Here is a 16,271-nt window from a genome sequence, read left to right on the forward strand (position 1 = left end):
ATAGGAGGATAAAAAATGTATAACCATTTAAAAATTGAGAAAAAATGGCAAAATTATTGGGATGAACATGAAACGTTTAAAACAGATGTTCATAACTTTGATTTACCGAAATACTATGTTTTAGATATGTTCCCATATCCATCGGGAAATGGACTTCATGTAGGTCATCCACGAGGCTATACAGCTACGGATGTAATTGCACGTTATAAACGTATGAATGGTTTTAATGTATTACACCCTATGGGATGGGATGCTTTTGGTTTACCAGCAGAGCAATTTGCTTTGAAGACCGGTAACCACCCCAATGAATTTACAAAGCAAAACATCGCTCACTTTACCGATCAAATTAAAAGTCTAGGACTTTCCTATGATTGGAGTCGTGAGATTTCTACAACAGACCCAGGTTACTACAAATGGACTCAGTGGATCTTTACAAAGCTTTATGACATGGGGCTGGCTTATGTTGATGAAAAGCCTGTAAACTTCTGTCCAGAATTGGGTACCGTTCTTGCAAATGAAGAGGTTATTGATGGTAAGAGTGAAGTTGGTGGTTTTGATGTTATTCGTATGCCAATGCGTCAATGGGTTTTAAAAATTACGGAATATGCAGATCGTTTGCTTGAAGATTTGGATTTGGTTGAATGGCCAGATTCAACTAAAGAAATGCAAATTAACTGGATTGGTCGCTCCGAAGGCTCCAATGTTATCTTTAAAATTGCAGATCATGATAAGGAATTTACAGTATTTACAACACGTGCGGATACGTTATTTGGAAATACATACTGTGTTCTTGCGCCAGAACATCCTTTTGTTAAAGAAATTACAACAGCGGAAAATATTGACGAAGTCAATGCTTATGTTGAAAAAGTGTTACACAAGTCTGATTTAGAACGAACTGAACTGAATAAAGAGAAATCTGGTGTATTTACAGGTGCTTATGCAATTAATCCAGTTAATGGAAAAAAAGTGCCAATTTACATCGCAGACTATGTTCTTGCAGCATACGGTACAGGTGCGATTATGGCAGTACCTGCACACGATACACGTGACTTTGAGTTTGCTAAGAAATACAACCTTGAAATTATTCCAGTGATTGAGGGTGGCGATATTGCTGTTGAAGCGTACACCGGTGATGGAATTCATATCAATTCTGGATTTTTAGATGGTATGGGTAAAGATGAAGCGATTGAAACAATGCAATCATGGTTGCTTGAGAATGGTTATGGTGAAGCGAAGACTACATATAAACTTCGTGACTGGTTATTTTCAAGACAACGTTATTGGGGAGAACCAATTCCAATTGTTCATTTAGAAGATGGAACCATGAGAACTGTTGAGATCGATGAACTTCCTTTGGAACTTCCAGAGGTTGAGCATTATAAACCGGCAAGTGATGGTCAGTCCCCGCTTGCGAATGCAGGTGACTGGTTGGATGTTACCTTTGCGGATGGTACTAAAGGACGTCGCGAAACAAATACAATGCCACAATGGGCAGGATCTTGCTGGTACTACTTACGCTACATTGACCCAGAAAACAATGAATCGATTGGTGATCCAGAACTTCTAAAACATTGGATGCCCGTAGATCTTTATATGGGTGGTTCGGAGCACGCTGTACTCCACCTACTTTATGCACGATTCTGGCATAAAGTACTCTTTGATTTAGGTGTTGTCGATACCAAAGAACCATTTGGAAAACTATACCACCAAGGCATGATTCTTGGTGCTAATAATGAGAAAATGAGTAAATCACGCGGGAATGTTGTGAACCCTGATGATATCGTTGAAAGTCACGGTGCGGATGCACTTCGTGTTTACGAAATGTTTATGGGACCATTGGATGGTGCTATTGCATGGAGTACACGTGGCCTTGATGGAATTCGTAAATGGCTTGACCGCGTTTACCGTTTAATGGTTGAGTCAGATAAAATTACCGAAACCAATGATGGTAGCCTTGATTTTGTTTATAACCAAACGGTTCAAAAAGTTACACATGATATTGAAACATTTGGTATGAATACAGCAATTTCACAGTTAATGATCTTTGTGAATGAAGCATATAAAGCAGAGACACTCTATAAAGAATATGCGCTTGGTTTTATTAAAATGCTTGCTTGTTTCGCACCTCATTTGGGTGAAGAACTTTACGAAATTGTATCTGGAAATGGGGATATTAGTTACGAACCATGGCCTACATTTGATCCAAGTAAATTAGTACTTGATGAATTAGAGATTGTTGTTCAAATTAATGGTAAGGTACGCGCTAAATTCGTTGCACCAAATAATTTACCAGAAGATGAATTAAAAGCTCTTGTATATGATCAAGCTCAAGTTCAAAAGAATCTTGAAGGCATGACCGTAATCAAAGAAATTGTAATTAAAAATAAAATTGTTAACTTGGTTGTTAAACCGAACTAAAGCAGACGAAAGTCTGCTTTTTTTTATTTTCTTGATAGGAAATATTTGTTTTGAACTTTAATTAAAAGTGGGTGATATATGAAAAGTATTGTTTTGGCCTATGGATATGTCATTTTGGTCATGATGTTGTTTCTTTCGATGTTGTCGTTTTCTGTTTTTAAACGTGAATATCAACAAAAACGATTTCAATATCGAAATGCTTTGGAAATTCTAATCCAAGAAATGCATCCTGATGATAATCTTAAAACTGCATTTGCGGAACTAATGAATGATCAATATGGTGAAATAGTCGATCTTTCGTATCATTTTTATCCAAAGTTGCTGCAGGTTATATATAAAACGAAAGTAAGGGGATTGGATATTGTATTTGGGGAATTGATGATTGAGGAGGGGTTTTAATTAAAAGAAAAGTTGTACTATCCGTATTGTGTGTGATTATGATCGTAAGTTTTATTGAAATAATGACGCGGATTCGATGTCGGTTTGAAAAAGTTTATCGCCTTAATACCGATTTAACACAACGTGAAAAAATTGAAGATCATCATTTGGAGGAAATATCGTTGCCAGAAAAAGGAATCAATGAATTTATGATTCGTAATAAAGAGAATATCATTGGTAGGTATGTACGACTTGGACATACGGTGTATAAGGGGCAAATTGTTGATCGACGTGACTTTGAGCATTTTGATGACGCACACGGAAAACCGCTACTGTTACTCGAGCCTGAAGAAGTACTAATGAGTGCAGAAGCCTCGATGATTAATACAGGAGGGAATCTGTTGAGGGCTGGTGATTACGTAAATTTAAGTGTAAAAATTCGCGAATTTGATGGTGGGAGTAGGATAATTCCCTTACTGAAAGGTGTTCGAGTTGTAAACGTACGAGATCGTGATGGACATGAAATTGATGTGGGAAAGCAACCAAGTGTCCTAAGTTTCGCGATTCCCCGAAAAGTGGAAGGTATCATTCATAGAGCTTTAGAAATGGGAGATTTATCGGTAGTGATTTGTAGTGGTATTCCAAGTGTAATAAATGATTTACAAAAAGAGGTGGTAGAACATTTTAACACCAGCATTTGATTTTGGTCCGCTTACACCTTTTGTAGAGGATGAAAATATTACAGATATTAATTTTAATGGTGTGGATTTATGGATAGATGATTTAGTAAGAGGAAGGCTCGTACATCGTAATTTTTCGAGCCATGAAATCATTTGGAGAATGTGCTCACGTCTATCAAATATTGTTAATCTACCATTTAACCAACAACATCCTGTGCTCGAAACTGATTTGAATGACTTGCGTATCAGTGTCATTCATCCAAGTGTTACACGCTTCTTGAGTGTCTCAATTCGAAAGACAACGTTTAAGTTGCGTCTGAGTGAATCGTATATTGAATCTTCGTCCTATATGAGTATTTCTGCTCTAAAATTTTTAAAGTATGCGGTACGTTCTAAGTGTAATATCTTGGTAAGTGGACTCCCGGGAGCAGGTAAGACTGAATTGATTAAGTTTTTGGCGGGTTATATCAGTCGTGATGAGCGAATCATTACAATTGAAGATTCCTATGAATTACACCTCAAACAGATTTATCCGCCTTTAGACACAGTAGAAATTAAAGTTGATGATCGTTTCAACTATTCGCAAGCGATTAAAGCGAGTTTGCGTCAAAGACCAAACTGGTTATTACTGAGTGAAGTGAGAGGCGCGGAAATCGTTGATTTATTAAGATGCATTTCCACTGGTGCGAGTGTTATGAGTACGGTCCATGCACGAAGTGCGATGGAAATTCCGGATCGAATTCAACAGATGACGCCAATCAATGCGACTGAATATATAAATGAGCAGAAAATCTTTGACGCAATTAATATTGGTATCCACATTGATTTAAAAATTTCTTCTGCAGGGATTCAACGTTATGTTCGAGAAATTGTTGTCTATACACGTGAAGGTCACTATCGATTGTATACATTTAAAGGTAAACGTCTACAGTCTAAAATTCCAGAATTGATTAAGGAAAAAGCTGAATTGTATGGTGTAAAATGGTAGTTGTTTTATTAATTGCATATATATATATTTATCGTAATCGTCACGATTTTGTACAAGCATTGAAGTGTATTACTAAACCGAATCTCCATATGGGTATGTTCAAGGCTTATCAACTCTATTTGGTCGCGCTTATCCTACTTATTTCCATCGTCTCTGTCGGAATTTTATTTAGACTTAAGACTTCATTTATCGCCTTACTGAGTGTATTCTCGATTTGTTGTGGTGTTATGCAACTTCATATTATTTGTTGTTATCAAAATCAAAAAAACAACTTTCAATCTTTGTATCTTTTTCTAAGTTCAAATGCATCGTTTTTTAGAAACTGGGAAAAAGTATTGCCATGTTTAGAACATATTGTATCTACTGAACCCTCTTTCAAATCGTATACAGACATCATATTGAGTGCAATCGAATGTGGAGAATCCATAATTAGTGCATATAGAAAAATCTCGACACATTATCTTGTTGTAACGCTCGCTGTAATTATGGAAATGGCAGAAACATATGGAAATGCCGGACTCGATCACGCACTTCTTAGTTATGAAGAAGATCTCGATCAGTGGAAGGCATATACAGAAAAACTAAATCAAGAACTATTAGGGATGCGATTAAAGGTATTACTACTCACTATAATGAGTATTGGAATTGCTTATCTTTCGATTGGAATGTTAAGTGAAACTGTGGAAATTGTCCATTCATGGCTTTATCAGTATGCAGTAACTGGATTTTTGATTGTGATTTTAATTGTTCTTATGGAAACAATGAAAGGAATGAAAGCATCATGGTTTGGCGAGGAAGAATGTATTGATTAGGCTCTGTATCAGTGTTCTCTATATTTTTATAGTCCATATATTTGGGGAACCGTTGTTAGATTTATTATTTCTGAAACTATATCGTAGATATCAGCGAATAACGCGCGTAACTCCATCGTGTAATATGAAACTTCATAAAAACTTATTGTATATTTTGGTTCCTTGCATTTTAAGTGGTAGGAGAGCTGTTTTATTCGGATCTATCATGCTTTTTCTTATAGAAGGTTTAGTTTTTTTGAGAGCATACCGTCAGTATAGAAAAGAACTCTCGATGCTTTTATATGAATTTCCGATATGGCTAAGAGAACTGCAATGCTTATTAGCCTATAATACGGTTTATCAAGCTATCAAGACAAGTGGTGAGATTGCACCAAAGTCACTACGCTATTCTATTAACGAACTTGTGAAGGGGATTGAAATGCATCCATCGTCAATCGATCCTTATCATGCTTTCCTAAAAGACTACGATAGTTTGGAGGTAAGAAGAGTCATGAAGGTACTTCATCGAGTGGGTACAGCAGGTACTGATGATGCATCTACACGTCTTAATGCGATGATTGCGGAATCACATCATTGGCTTATGTTCTCCAGAAATCAGAAGAAAGAAATGAAAATTACGCAAATTAGTGCAATGGGTTTAGTTCCGCTCGTGGGTGTAGGTATTTTATTTTTACTTTTAATGGGACTTGTGGTTGTATCACTCATGGAAGGGGGGTGAGTTGTATAAAAGCTTTTTTTGAGGAATATGGACTTGTTCTTGTGGTAACCGTAATTGCGACGGGTATGATTGTTTTTTCGAATGAATTTAAAGATGTGTTGAAAACAACACTCCTTAATCAGTGGCAAACAATGACAACACGTAATTAATGAAACAAGCAATTGAAGGATACTTACAAATAATACTTATGATGGTTTCCATTTGTGTATTATTTTGTATTATTGACCTAAATCATAAACAAAACAACTTGGCTTTATGTAAGGAACATGTGATTACCAGAATGAATCACTATCATAGCTCGGAAATTCAGACAGCGGATTTAGAGATGTGTAATGGCACTTCAATTCAAACTAAACGGGAGGCGGGTCGTTATCGGGTAAAGTTGATAAAAAGTATTTCACTATTTTCAATTGATTTACCACTAAAACTTGAAGATTCAGGTCTTACATACATGATACAGACGTAGAAATCTGTATCATGAATTATAGAATATTATGATGAAATGGTGTATGGTAATTATGAAAAGAGGTAAGATTATGATCTTAACAATCGATGTTGGTAACTCAAATACGGTAATAGTTGGTTATGAAAATCATCAAATAGTTTATAAAAAGAGAATCATTACTGAAAAAAATAATGTTGTTTCGTATTACACGTCCCATCTTGAATCGCTGGAATTCAATATTGAGGCTGTGGTCTTATCAAGTGTTGTTCCAAACATCACAAATATGATTGTTGATGTTTTAACACAACAATTTACTTGCGGTATCTATAATGTGTCGATTGATAATATTCAAAATTTTGAGGTGAAATTAGATAATCTTAATGAAATTGGAGCGGACTTTATTGCGACCGCAGTTGGTGCTTTCTCACAGTATAAAACGCCTATAATTATCGCTGACATTGGAAGTGCATCAAAAATAAGTGTCATTGATAGTGAGGGTGCATTTTCTGGAGGTGTAATTATTCCAGGGATACAAACATCTCTGGATGCTCTTGTCCACTATATACCGCATCTTCCCACAGTATCACTTGAAGTTCCTCCAAATGTCATTGGGACTAACACACATAGTTGCATTCAGTCGGGACTTACCTACGGCTTGGTTGCGCAAATTCAAGGTCTTGCAACAATGATGGAAAAAGAATTAGGAATGAAGTGCACTAAGTTGATTACCGGTGGTTATGCGGAACTGATTCATGATGAACTTTCCAACTTTGTTCATAAGCCCGATCTTCTCAACGATGGATTACGAATCCTTTATCAAAATGATTATCTTAAATCAACATGTGTTATCGATGACAACGAATATTGAACGTGATATAGTTTGTTTCCAAACTTTTTATAAGTTTATGAACGGAGTGACCTATGGTATTTAAAATTGTATTATTCATTTTTATTCTTATAGTAGTTTTAGTGCTCTACGGATTACTGGAATACTATTGGCTCAAAACAAAACAAATAAATATAAAGGATTTTAAAGTAAAAAAAGATATTCCTGAACAATTGAGAGGGAAAAGAATTGTGTTCATTTCTGACTTTCAATTTGATCATCGAGGTCGTAATTTTCTAGACCATGCTGCACAAAATGTTGTCAATAAAACGAATAGTCTTGAACCTGACTTAGTAATCTTAGGGGGAGATTATATTCACCAAAAGCATCGCAGAAACAATCGCATTTTTGATTACTTAAAAGAAATTGAAGCACCTAAAGTGGGTGTATTGGGAAATCATGATTACCGTGATCTCGAAACCTCGCTAGAAGGTTTGAAATATGCGAACGTACAAGTTATTAAAAACGAAGTTGTTCGCTTCCATGGTATGAATATAATTGGTGTGGATGACTATAAACGTGGAAAAATAAAACTCCCTAAGTATGACAATAGCCTAAATTTACTTGTCACTCATAATCCAGATTATGCACCTAAATTAGATAGTGATGCAGATATCGATTTTGCCTTAGCAGGCCACCTTCATGGTGGACAATTAACATTCTTTGGTCTTTATGCACCTGCTGCGAATCATAGCGAGTACGGACAACGCTATCGTTATGGTTTAGTCCATGACAAAAATCATAGTATCTACATTACTTCTGGTGTAGGTGGCACCGTTAATCTTATACCGATTCGAATTTTTGCCCGACCGGAAATTGTTGTTATTGATTTTTAATTACCAACCAATTGCGAATGTGCGATTGGTTTTTTTTATGTGAGAAATTAATAATAAAAATCAAAAGTACTTTACCTGTCGTAGTAGATGTGTTATATTTACTACGACAGATGAAGTAGAGGTGGTTCAATGCTTAGTAGTGATGTAATGAGAGGATACAATGATACGATTGTTCTTTATATTTTGCGCTCGAATGATTCATATGGATATGAGATTGGCCAAAAGATCCAAGAACTTTCAAATCGAAAGTATACTATAAAAGAAACAACGCTCTATTCCACATTCGCCCGTCTCGAAAAAAACGGGTATATCAAATCATATAGTGGTGGAGAAGAAACAAAAGGTCGTCAACGAACTTACTATCATATTACAGATTCAGGGAACCAATACTATCTTGAGAAATGTGTTGAGTGGAATCTTGTGAAGGAAATTATAGATATTTTTACACAAAATCAGGAGGAGACATTATGAATCAAATTTTAGATTATATCGAAGTGATGTTTAAATCACTGCCACAAACAGATGAAGTTGAAAAACTCAAAATGAACATGACGGACTCGATGGAGTTGAAATTTAATCAGTATATTGAAGAAGGAAAACGAGAGTCAGAGGCAATTGGTCTAGTAATTGGAGAGTTTGGAAGTATTGAAGAGCTCAAAGAGGCCCTTGGATTAAATATGGTCGATGATGAAGACATCGTTTATCTTGAAACTGCGCGCGTTGATGAGTATCTTAGATTTATTAGAAGATTCGCAATGATGATTTCAATAGGGGTTGCAGTAATTATGATTGGAATTGGTTCAACAGAGTTTTTTGATAATCTGATTATTTTCTTTCTTTCTCTCATCGTAGGTGTGACGCTCTTTGTATACTATGGTATGCTCTACGCAACCTACGATGATATTACAGATAAAGGTATCGTGGACTCAGTTCAGTATCAACGACTTAATCAAATTCAAAAGAATTATCAACCATTCTTTATTCGTTCGATCGTTCTTGGTGTGGCGTTATGCATCATCGCAGTATTCTCAGTTGTATATTTAGAAGAATTTATGCATATTAAACAATACTCTTCATTATTATTTATGGTCATTACCGCTCTTGCGGTGGTATTGTTTATTAATGCGGGTGTAAATCAAACTCACATTGCAACACTCACAACACGCCATGAATGGGCTAAAAGTAAAGCTGGATCTGCTCGTTTAAATGAAACTTTAAAACGTGAGGAACGTATTGAAAATATCACAGGTATTCTTATGGGACTTGCAGCCATGGTGTATCTCATACTTGGATTTACCATGAACTTATGGCACCCGGGATGGATTATCTTCCCAATCGTGGCTTTAGTAGGTGAATTAATTACAAACATAAAAAAAGAATAAACTTTAAGTTTATTCTTTTTTAGTTAGGAATTGATTCCATGCATGAGAGCCTTGTAAAATAAGATTTTTAGTCTCTTCGAAATCACCAGTATAATAGGGATCTGGAACTTCTTGTCCCTTTAAATCATCTACAAGATCTAGGAATAGGTAAACTTTGTGTTCGGTTCCTTTAGGTGCAATCTTTAAGATGTTTTCAACATTGCTTTTATCCATTCCGATTATATAATCATATCGATAAAAATCGTCGATTGTTAGTTGTGATGAGAACATTCCGTGGGTGGAAATCCCCATCTCTTCTAAAATAGATGCTGTTCCAGGATGTACAGGATTCCCATGTTCCCAAGAACTTGTAGCGGCAGACCCAACAACATATTGATCTCCGTATAAATTTTTAAATATACCTTCAGCCATAGGAGAACGACAAATATTCCCTAGACATACAAATAAAATATGTTTCATAATTCACCTCATCTACATTATAGCAGTAATAATTTTCAATGTTATCGGGCTTAGTGCTACGGTAACCAGTCCAGTTAAAATTAATGATAGCGTAGCCATCGTGCCTTGTAACTCACCCATTTCGATTGCCTTAGAAGTTCCAACTGCATGCGCAGCGGTTCCTAATGCAAGACCTTGAGCTAAGGGGTTATTAATATGGAAACACTTATTGATAATCGGTGCAAGTGCTGCTCCAAGAATTCCTGTTACAATTACAATACAAATCGTAAGTGTTTTAATTCCGCCTAAACTAAATGCAACATCGGCCGCAATAGCGGTCGTAACCGATTTAGGAATTACTGTTGCGATCATCTTCGAATCGAGATTTAAAACTAAAGATAGAACTAAAATACAAAGTGCATGTACGATAACACCTGTCAGTGTACTAATAAGCACAAGTTTTTTATACTTTTTAAGTAGATCGAGATTATTATAAAGAGGAATCGCAAGTGCAACTGTGGCAGGGCCAATCAGTGCGGTTAAAAACTTACCGCCTTGGTTATAACTTTCATAATCGATACCAAACACAGTGAGAAGAACAATAATTGTTAAGGATGTAATGAGGAGTGGATTCAAAAGTGGTGACTTGAATTTTCTTTGTAATTGTTGAGATCCAAGATAGACACCAAAAGTAAGCACAAGTCCAAAAAGAGGACTATTATAAAGTGAAATCATAATTAATGTACACCTCTCTTATTTAAAAACTCAGCAACAACTCCTGTAACAATATACGTAATCAAGGTTGAAACGATTAAAATGATTGTAATATTTAACCAGGATTTTTGGATAATGTCGAAATAAGGCATAATACCTACGGTTGCTGGAACAAAAAGAAACGCCATATTATTCTTAAGCCACGACCCTGATTCTTCAACTTGTTTTACTTTAATAAGCTTCAACTGTAATGCGCCGAATAAAAGAAAAAGTCCAACAATACTTCCGGGTACAGGTAAGTGGAGTAGTGTTGTGATCGTTTCACCTGCATAAGAAAATGCGAGGATTAAAAATAATTGACTTAGTATGTTCATAAGAAATCTCCTTAACAAAACTGCATTCATTTTATCACTTTTTACGACGAATGTGTAAAATATCCTTGATGTTATCGCTTTCTCATTATATTTATTTAATATTAATGGTTGAGACATAAAAAAAAAGCATCAAGATGATGCTTATAATTTATATTAAATGGTGTCTCGTGTAGGACTCGAACCTACGACCCACTGATTAAAAGTCAGTTGCTCTACCACCTGAGCTAACGAGACATTATGGTGCCGACTAGAGGACTTGAACCCCCAACCTACTGATTACAAATCAGTTGCTCTACCAATTGAGCTAAGTCGGCAGTTTGAGCAAAAATTTGAGCAAAAAAAAATGGTGGAGGTTAACGGGCTCGAACCGCTGACCCTCTGCTTGTAAGGCAGATGCTCTCCCAACTGAGCTAAACCTCCGAATTACTTCCTTAATGCTTTACTATATTAACAAACAAATTGAACAATGTAAAGCAAATAAAGGCAAAAAACGAAATAATATGATTAATTATTCAAAACGTGATTTATTCTCCACATAATAGCTCAATAAACAACTTAAACAGACAAATCATCACCTAAGATTCAGAACAGAATGGTATAATAAAATCAAATAAGGAGATAATCATGAAGAACTATATTATTACACTTGATCAAGGAACTACAAGTTCACGCGCTATTATTTTCGATAAAGAATCCAACATCATTGCGAAAGCACAGACGGAGACAACCCAAATTTATCCAAAACAAGGATGGGTAGAACAAGACCCTATGGAAATCTGGGCAACTCAAAGTGGTGTTCTTAATGAAGTCTTAGCTCGGGCAGGGATTGGCCCAGAGGAAATTGAGACGATTGGCATTACAAACCAACGTGAAACCACTGTCGTATGGAATAAAAATACAGGACGTCCAATTTATAATGCGATTGTCTGGCAATGTCGTCGTACGGCATCCATTTGTGAAGATCTAAAGCAACAAGGATTATCAGACTATATCAAGAAGAATACAGGATTAATTATTGATGCCTATTTTTCAGGAACAAAAGTGAAGTGGATTCTAGATCATGTTGATGGTGCTCGAGATCAAGCAGATCGGGGCGAGTTGATGTTTGGGACTGTAGATTCATGGTTACTTTACAATCTAACAGGCGGTAAAGTTCATGCAACAGACTATACCAATGCCTCAAGAACCCTGTTATACAATATCAAGCGTTTAGAGTGGGATCAGACCATCTTAAAAGCATTGGATATTCCGATGAACATGTTGCCGAAGGTGTTCGATAGTAGCCATTTGTATGGCTATACCAACATTCAAGGATATCAAATTCCAATCTCTAGTGTTGTCGGAGATCAACAAGCTGCTTTATTTGGTCAAACATGTTTCAATTCGGGTGATGTAAAGAATACGTATGGTACTGGATGCTTTCTGCTCATGAATACTAAGGAACAATTTGTTGAGAGTGAAAATGGTCTTCTCACTACGATTGCGATTGGTTTAGATGGAAAGATTGAATATGCATTAGAAGGGTCGGTATTTATAGCAGGAGCTGTTATACAGTGGTTACGGGATGAACTGGGGATCATTGATGATGCTTCTGATGTAGAGTATTTCGCACAGAAAGTTCGTGATTGCGGAGGTGTCTATTTCGTTCCAGCACTTACGGGGTTAGGTGCGCCCTATTGGGATATGGATGCGACTGGCACAATATTTGGATTAACACGAGGAACAAACAAAAATCATATCATTCGAGCAGCCTTAGAATCCATAGCATTCCAAAGCTACGATATCATGAAAGCCATGGAGGAAGATTCTAAAATTAAAATCAAATCTTTAAAAGTAGATGGTGGCGCATCAAGCAATAATTTCTTGATGCAATTTCAAGCTGACCTTCTAGATGTGAATGTTCAACGGTCCTTTACCCCAGAGTCTACATCGTTGGGCGCATGCTTCTTAGCGGGTTTACAAACTGGATTTTTTAAGAATAAAGAAACACTCATTGATGTCCGTACCAAAAACACATCATGGGATTCGAAAATTAGCAATGATGAGCGATTTAAAAAATTATCGGAGTGGCATCGCGCAATAGAAAAAACATTAACACAAAAAAACACACAGTGGATCTACGTGTGTTTTTTTAGGGTTCTTGTTAATCACCCAGGAAATATTTTATAACATAATTTTAAAACTAAAGTAATGATCTTGTTCTCTAAATCCATTCGCGGTTGCGGCAGCGAGGGCGATAGCATTTTCTGTATCTACAAAGAATAGAATTTCCTCAATTCCTTGATCGGCACAATAACGTACGGTTCGATTTAAAAACTCATAAGCTGATTCCATACTTGAATAGAAAGAAAATACTTCAGCATAAACACGATTATATTTTTTGAGCGTGATCGACCCGACCACGGATTGATTACTCATCTCGAGAAAAACCAACCATGGTTTTCTATTTCTGAATATTTTATCAGCAGACCAAAAAATATCGGGATTTACTTGGTCATGATGATGTTTAAAGCGTTGTTCATTCGATTCAAGGAGTGGTTCCATGTGGAGTGTAGCACGCTTTAGTTTTGGAATACGCTCTACATCCAAGAGCATAACAGTACAATCATCAATTAATACTGCATCGAAGCCATCGTAAGTTTCAAGAGCAGTTTGATTTGAAATGGGAAAACCACAAAGTAATTGATAGTTAGGGAAAGCACGTTTTAAATATTCTACAAATGAACGTAGAACTTCTTGAAAGTCATCTGAAGCGTAAATACCTGCAACGGTCTGCATGATGCAATCATCTTCAGCAATCATAAACGCACCAAAGCCTATAATTTCGTTATTGTCATTGTACTTGGCGAGACAAAGTGATTTTTTTATTGTTTTTGAAAACTCGGATTTCGTTTTATACCTTGGAAATGATTGAGTTAAAGGATTTGATTGATGAGACCAAGCATAATCCATTGCTTCTTCTAAATCCATGGCATCACATGTACGTATCATATAAATCTCCTTTCGACTATTATAACTTGGAAGTGACTGAATATAAAGGCAAAAAAAGCAGAATAAAAATTCTGCTTTTGCTTTCGATCACATATCTTGAGCACTTTTATAATAACGAGTGTGATATACGAAGTCAATCGGTTATAGAATCAGAGCAATTCTTTGAGGATAATAATACAAAACAGTTCAAAAAATCTTGAAAAACAGCAAAAAAAAACCGATTTCTCGGTTGGTTTAAATTAATTGGAGCGGGTGAGGAGAATCGAACTCCCGTAGCCAGCTTGGAAGGCTGGAGTTTTACCATTAAACTACACCCGCAAGGTTTGCTTGCTTAATTATTTTAACAAATCTTCTGGAGATTGTAAATATGAGAATAATAAAAAAATACTTTTTTTCGGTATTCATTGGCTGTGACTTGTATCGAAAACCAATGCAATCAACAAAGAATAAAATAAAAAGATCGTAATATACGATCTTCAGTTTATATTTAATTGGAGCGGGTGAGGAGAATCGAACTCCCGTAGCCAGCTTGGAAGGCTGGAGTTTTACCATTAAACTACACCCGCATTTTGAATGGTGTCTCGTGTAGGACTCGAACCTACGACCCACTGATTAAAAGTCAGTTGCTCTACCACCTGAGCTAACGAGACAAAAGAATGGTGGGGAGAGGCGGATTCGAACCGCCGAACCCTAAGGAGATGATTTACAGTCACCCGCGTTTAGCCACTTCGCTATCTCCCCATTCTTATTCAAAATGGTGCCGACTAGAGGACTTGAACCCCCAACCTACTGATTACAAATCAGTTGCTCTACCAATTGAGCTAAGTCGGCATATATATGGTGGAGGTTAACGGGCTCGAACCGCTGACCCTCTGCTTGTAAGGCAGATGCTCTCCCAACTGAGCTAAACCTCCAGGTCTGTTGCGTTTGCTTGTATTCCTTAACGCCTTAATAATATACCATACGCTTCTTGATATAGTCAACACTAAAAGTCGATTTATTTCAATTATTTCGATAAAGTTTTAGCGAAACGATAAAAGGTTCTTTAAAAGGTACAATAAGCCCGTTTTAATGCATTATTAAGCTAATTTTATCTAATATTTTTATTCAATCCTTCTCAAAAAATAAAAGAACACTCCGAAGAGTGTCTAATATTATTTAATTAAAGTTTGTGCAGCTGTAATAATTGCAAGTTTATAAACATCTTCTTCAACACAACCACGTGATAAATCTGACACAGGTTTGTTAAGTCCTTGAAGAATTGGTCCAATCGCTTCATATCCACCAAGACGTTGAGCAATCTTATAACCAATGTTACCTGATTGTAAATCTGGGAAAATAAAGACACGTGCATTACCTGCAACATTTGACTCAGGAGCTTTTAATTGAGCTACTGTCGGTACAAATGAAGCATCAAATTGTAGTTCACCATCAATTTGATATTCAGGAGCAAGTTCTTGAGCGATACGTGTTGCTTCAACAACTTTATCAACTTCGTCGCTCTTTGCAGAACCTTTAGTTGAGAAACTTAATAACGAAATAATTGGATCGATATCAAAGAGTTCAGCTGTTTTTGCGCTTTCGACAGCAATTTCTGCTAATTCTTGTGAATTAGGGTTGATGTTAATTGCGCAGTCTGAGAATAAGTATGACTCATGACGTTTGAAAATAATAAATGCGCCACTTGTACGGCTTACACCAGGTTTTGTTTTAATAATTTGTAATGCTGGACGAACAGTATCACCTGTTGAGTGAATTGCACCACTCACCATAGCATCCGCATCACCCATATATGTTAACATTGTTCCAAAATAGTTAACGTTTTTAATCCACTCGTAAGCATCTTCTTTAGCTAATTTACCTTTACGACGTTCCACAAGGGCATCAACCATTGCTTCTTTTTTGTCTTCAGGGTAAGTTTCTGGATCGATAATCTCTACTTTATCCATCAAGAAACCTAAATCTTGTGCTGACGATAAAATTACTTCTTTATTACCTAAGATAATTGGATGACATAGTCCATCAGCTGCTAAACGTACTGCAGCACCGATAATACGTGCATCAATACCTTCTGGAAAAACGACTTTAATGTCTTTCCCGGAAATCTTTTCTTTTAAACCTTCAAATAAATCCATTTGTAAGTTTACCTCCTATATACATTTACTTATTATACACCAAATGTTCACGAGTAAAAGAAAATGGCTTAAAAAG

At 36.2% G+C, this 16,271-nt stretch carries 18 protein-coding genes and 9 tRNA genes; 13 read left to right on the forward strand and 14 right to left on the reverse strand.

All coding sequences use genetic code 11. The features are described 5' to 3' along the window. Window positions 1-15 precede the first annotated feature (15 nt). From leuS to LLS04_RS04290, 12 genes are all read left to right on the forward strand, one after another. A complete protein-coding gene (gene leuS / locus LLS04_RS04235) occupies window positions 16-2,418 on the forward strand; it encodes a leucine--tRNA ligase (protein WP_323612117.1) in 2,403 nt (800 codons plus the stop codon). Between the two features lie 78 nt (window positions 2,419-2,496). After that, complete coding sequence (locus LLS04_RS04240; RefSeq protein WP_323612118.1) at window positions 2,497-2,817, forward strand: hypothetical protein; 321 nt, start codon at window positions 2,497-2,499, stop codon at window positions 2,815-2,817. Window positions 2,818-2,855: 38 nt separating this feature from the next. Then, window positions 2,856-3,497, forward strand: coding sequence for a CpaB family protein (locus LLS04_RS04245; protein ID WP_323612119.1), 642 nt, complete (start codon window positions 2,856-2,858; stop codon window positions 3,495-3,497). A gap of 139 nt (window positions 3,498-3,636) precedes the next feature. Then, window positions 3,637-4,464, forward strand: coding sequence for a CpaF/VirB11 family protein (locus tag LLS04_RS04250; protein ID WP_437124118.1), 828 nt, complete (start codon window positions 3,637-3,639; stop codon window positions 4,462-4,464). Beyond that, window positions 4,458-5,276, forward strand: coding sequence for a beta-carotene 15,15'-monooxygenase (locus LLS04_RS04255; RefSeq protein ID WP_323612121.1), 819 nt, complete (start codon window positions 4,458-4,460; stop codon window positions 5,274-5,276). The genes LLS04_RS04250 and LLS04_RS04255 overlap by 7 nt, the downstream gene beginning before the upstream one ends. Window positions 5,277-5,511: 235 nt before the next feature. After that, entirely contained in the window at window positions 5,512-5,994 is a 483-nt protein-coding gene (locus tag LLS04_RS04260; protein WP_323612122.1) for a hypothetical protein, read from the forward strand. Then, entirely contained in the window at window positions 5,991-6,143 is a 153-nt protein-coding gene (locus LLS04_RS04265; protein WP_003775800.1) for a hypothetical protein, read from the forward strand. The genes LLS04_RS04260 and LLS04_RS04265 overlap by 4 nt, the downstream gene beginning before the upstream one ends. A gap of 131 nt (window positions 6,144-6,274) precedes the next feature. Next, window positions 6,275-6,460: a hypothetical protein gene (locus tag LLS04_RS04270; protein WP_223271082.1), complete on the forward strand. Its 186-nt coding sequence runs from the start codon at window positions 6,275-6,277 to the stop codon at window positions 6,458-6,460. Window positions 6,461-6,530: 70 nt separating this feature from the next. After that, complete coding sequence (locus tag LLS04_RS04275; RefSeq protein ID WP_323612124.1) at window positions 6,531-7,307, forward strand: type III pantothenate kinase; 777 nt, start codon at window positions 6,531-6,533, stop codon at window positions 7,305-7,307. Window positions 7,308-7,360: 53 nt separating this feature from the next. Next, window positions 7,361-8,161, forward strand: a complete 801-nt coding sequence (locus LLS04_RS04280; protein ID WP_275164160.1) for a metallophosphoesterase — start codon at window positions 7,361-7,363, stop codon at window positions 8,159-8,161. A gap of 129 nt (window positions 8,162-8,290) precedes the next feature. Next, on the forward strand, window positions 8,291-8,632 hold the full coding sequence (locus tag LLS04_RS04285; RefSeq protein ID WP_275159601.1) for a PadR family transcriptional regulator: 342 nt from the start codon (window positions 8,291-8,293) through the stop codon (window positions 8,630-8,632). Next, on the forward strand, window positions 8,629-9,543 hold the full coding sequence (locus tag LLS04_RS04290; protein WP_323612125.1) for a permease prefix domain 1-containing protein: 915 nt from the start codon (window positions 8,629-8,631) through the stop codon (window positions 9,541-9,543). The genes LLS04_RS04285 and LLS04_RS04290 overlap by 4 nt, the downstream gene beginning before the upstream one ends. Window positions 9,544-9,552: 9 nt before the next feature. Here the strand turns inward: LLS04_RS04290 and LLS04_RS04295 are convergent, their stop codons facing one another. The 6 genes from LLS04_RS04295 to LLS04_RS04320 form a co-directional block, all read right to left on the reverse strand. Next, window positions 9,553-10,002 carry a low molecular weight protein-tyrosine-phosphatase gene (locus LLS04_RS04295; protein WP_323612126.1) on the reverse strand — a complete coding sequence of 150 codons (450 nt, stop codon included), beginning with the start codon at window positions 10,000-10,002 and terminating at the stop codon, window positions 9,553-9,555. A 12-nt stretch (window positions 10,003-10,014) separates the two neighbouring features. Next, window positions 10,015-10,716 (reverse strand): LrgB family protein, encoded by a 702-nt coding sequence (locus tag LLS04_RS04300; protein WP_323610463.1) that lies wholly within the window; start codon window positions 10,714-10,716, stop codon window positions 10,015-10,017. A gap of 2 nt (window positions 10,717-10,718) precedes the next feature. Continuing rightward, window positions 10,719-11,069, reverse strand: coding sequence for a CidA/LrgA family protein (locus LLS04_RS04305; RefSeq protein WP_034886866.1), 351 nt, complete (start codon window positions 11,067-11,069; stop codon window positions 10,719-10,721). 158 nt (window positions 11,070-11,227) lie between these two features. After that, window positions 11,228-11,303, reverse strand: a tRNA-Lys gene (locus LLS04_RS04310). A 4-nt stretch (window positions 11,304-11,307) separates the two neighbouring features. Then, window positions 11,308-11,383, reverse strand: a tRNA-Thr gene (locus LLS04_RS04315). Window positions 11,384-11,413: 30 nt separating this feature from the next. Then, window positions 11,414-11,489 (reverse strand) — tRNA-Val (locus LLS04_RS04320). 204 nt (window positions 11,490-11,693) lie between these two features. Here LLS04_RS04320 and glpK point away from each other — a divergent pair. Beyond that, entirely contained in the window at window positions 11,694-13,238 is a 1,545-nt protein-coding gene (gene glpK / locus LLS04_RS04325; protein WP_323610465.1) for a glycerol kinase GlpK, read from the forward strand. Here the strand turns inward: glpK and LLS04_RS04330 are convergent. The 8 genes from LLS04_RS04330 to pta all read right to left on the reverse strand — a co-directional run bounded on the left by LLS04_RS04330 (window position 13,233) and on the right by pta (window position 16,195). Further along, window positions 13,233-14,060 (reverse strand): acyl-CoA acyltransferase, encoded by an 828-nt coding sequence (locus tag LLS04_RS04330; RefSeq protein WP_323610466.1) that lies wholly within the window; start codon window positions 14,058-14,060, stop codon window positions 13,233-13,235. The genes glpK and LLS04_RS04330 overlap by 6 nt on opposite strands. 244 nt (window positions 14,061-14,304) lie before the next feature. After that, window positions 14,305-14,378: transfer RNA gene (locus LLS04_RS04335), tRNA-Gly, on the reverse strand. A 174-nt stretch (window positions 14,379-14,552) separates the two neighbouring features. Further along, a tRNA-Gly gene (locus tag LLS04_RS04340) sits at window positions 14,553-14,626 on the reverse strand. Between the two features lie 8 nt (window positions 14,627-14,634). Next, window positions 14,635-14,710: transfer RNA gene (locus tag LLS04_RS04345), tRNA-Lys, on the reverse strand. 7 nt (window positions 14,711-14,717) lie between these two features. Further along, window positions 14,718-14,801 (reverse strand) — tRNA-Tyr (locus LLS04_RS04350). A gap of 14 nt (window positions 14,802-14,815) precedes the next feature. Further along, window positions 14,816-14,891: transfer RNA gene (locus tag LLS04_RS04355), tRNA-Thr, on the reverse strand. 7 nt (window positions 14,892-14,898) lie between these two features. Next, a tRNA-Val gene (locus LLS04_RS04360) sits at window positions 14,899-14,974 on the reverse strand. 240 nt (window positions 14,975-15,214) lie between these two features. Continuing rightward, window positions 15,215-16,195 carry a phosphate acetyltransferase gene (gene pta / locus LLS04_RS04365; protein WP_323610467.1) on the reverse strand — a complete coding sequence of 327 codons (981 nt, stop codon included), beginning with the start codon at window positions 16,193-16,195 and terminating at the stop codon, window positions 15,215-15,217. Window positions 16,196-16,271: the final 76 nt, after the last annotated feature.

Origin of the sequence: Erysipelothrix enhydrae (assembly GCF_035066605.1) — a bacterium.
GTDB classification, from domain to species: Bacteria; Bacillota_I; Bacilli_A; order Erysipelotrichales; family Erysipelotrichaceae; genus Erysipelothrix; species Erysipelothrix amsterdamensis.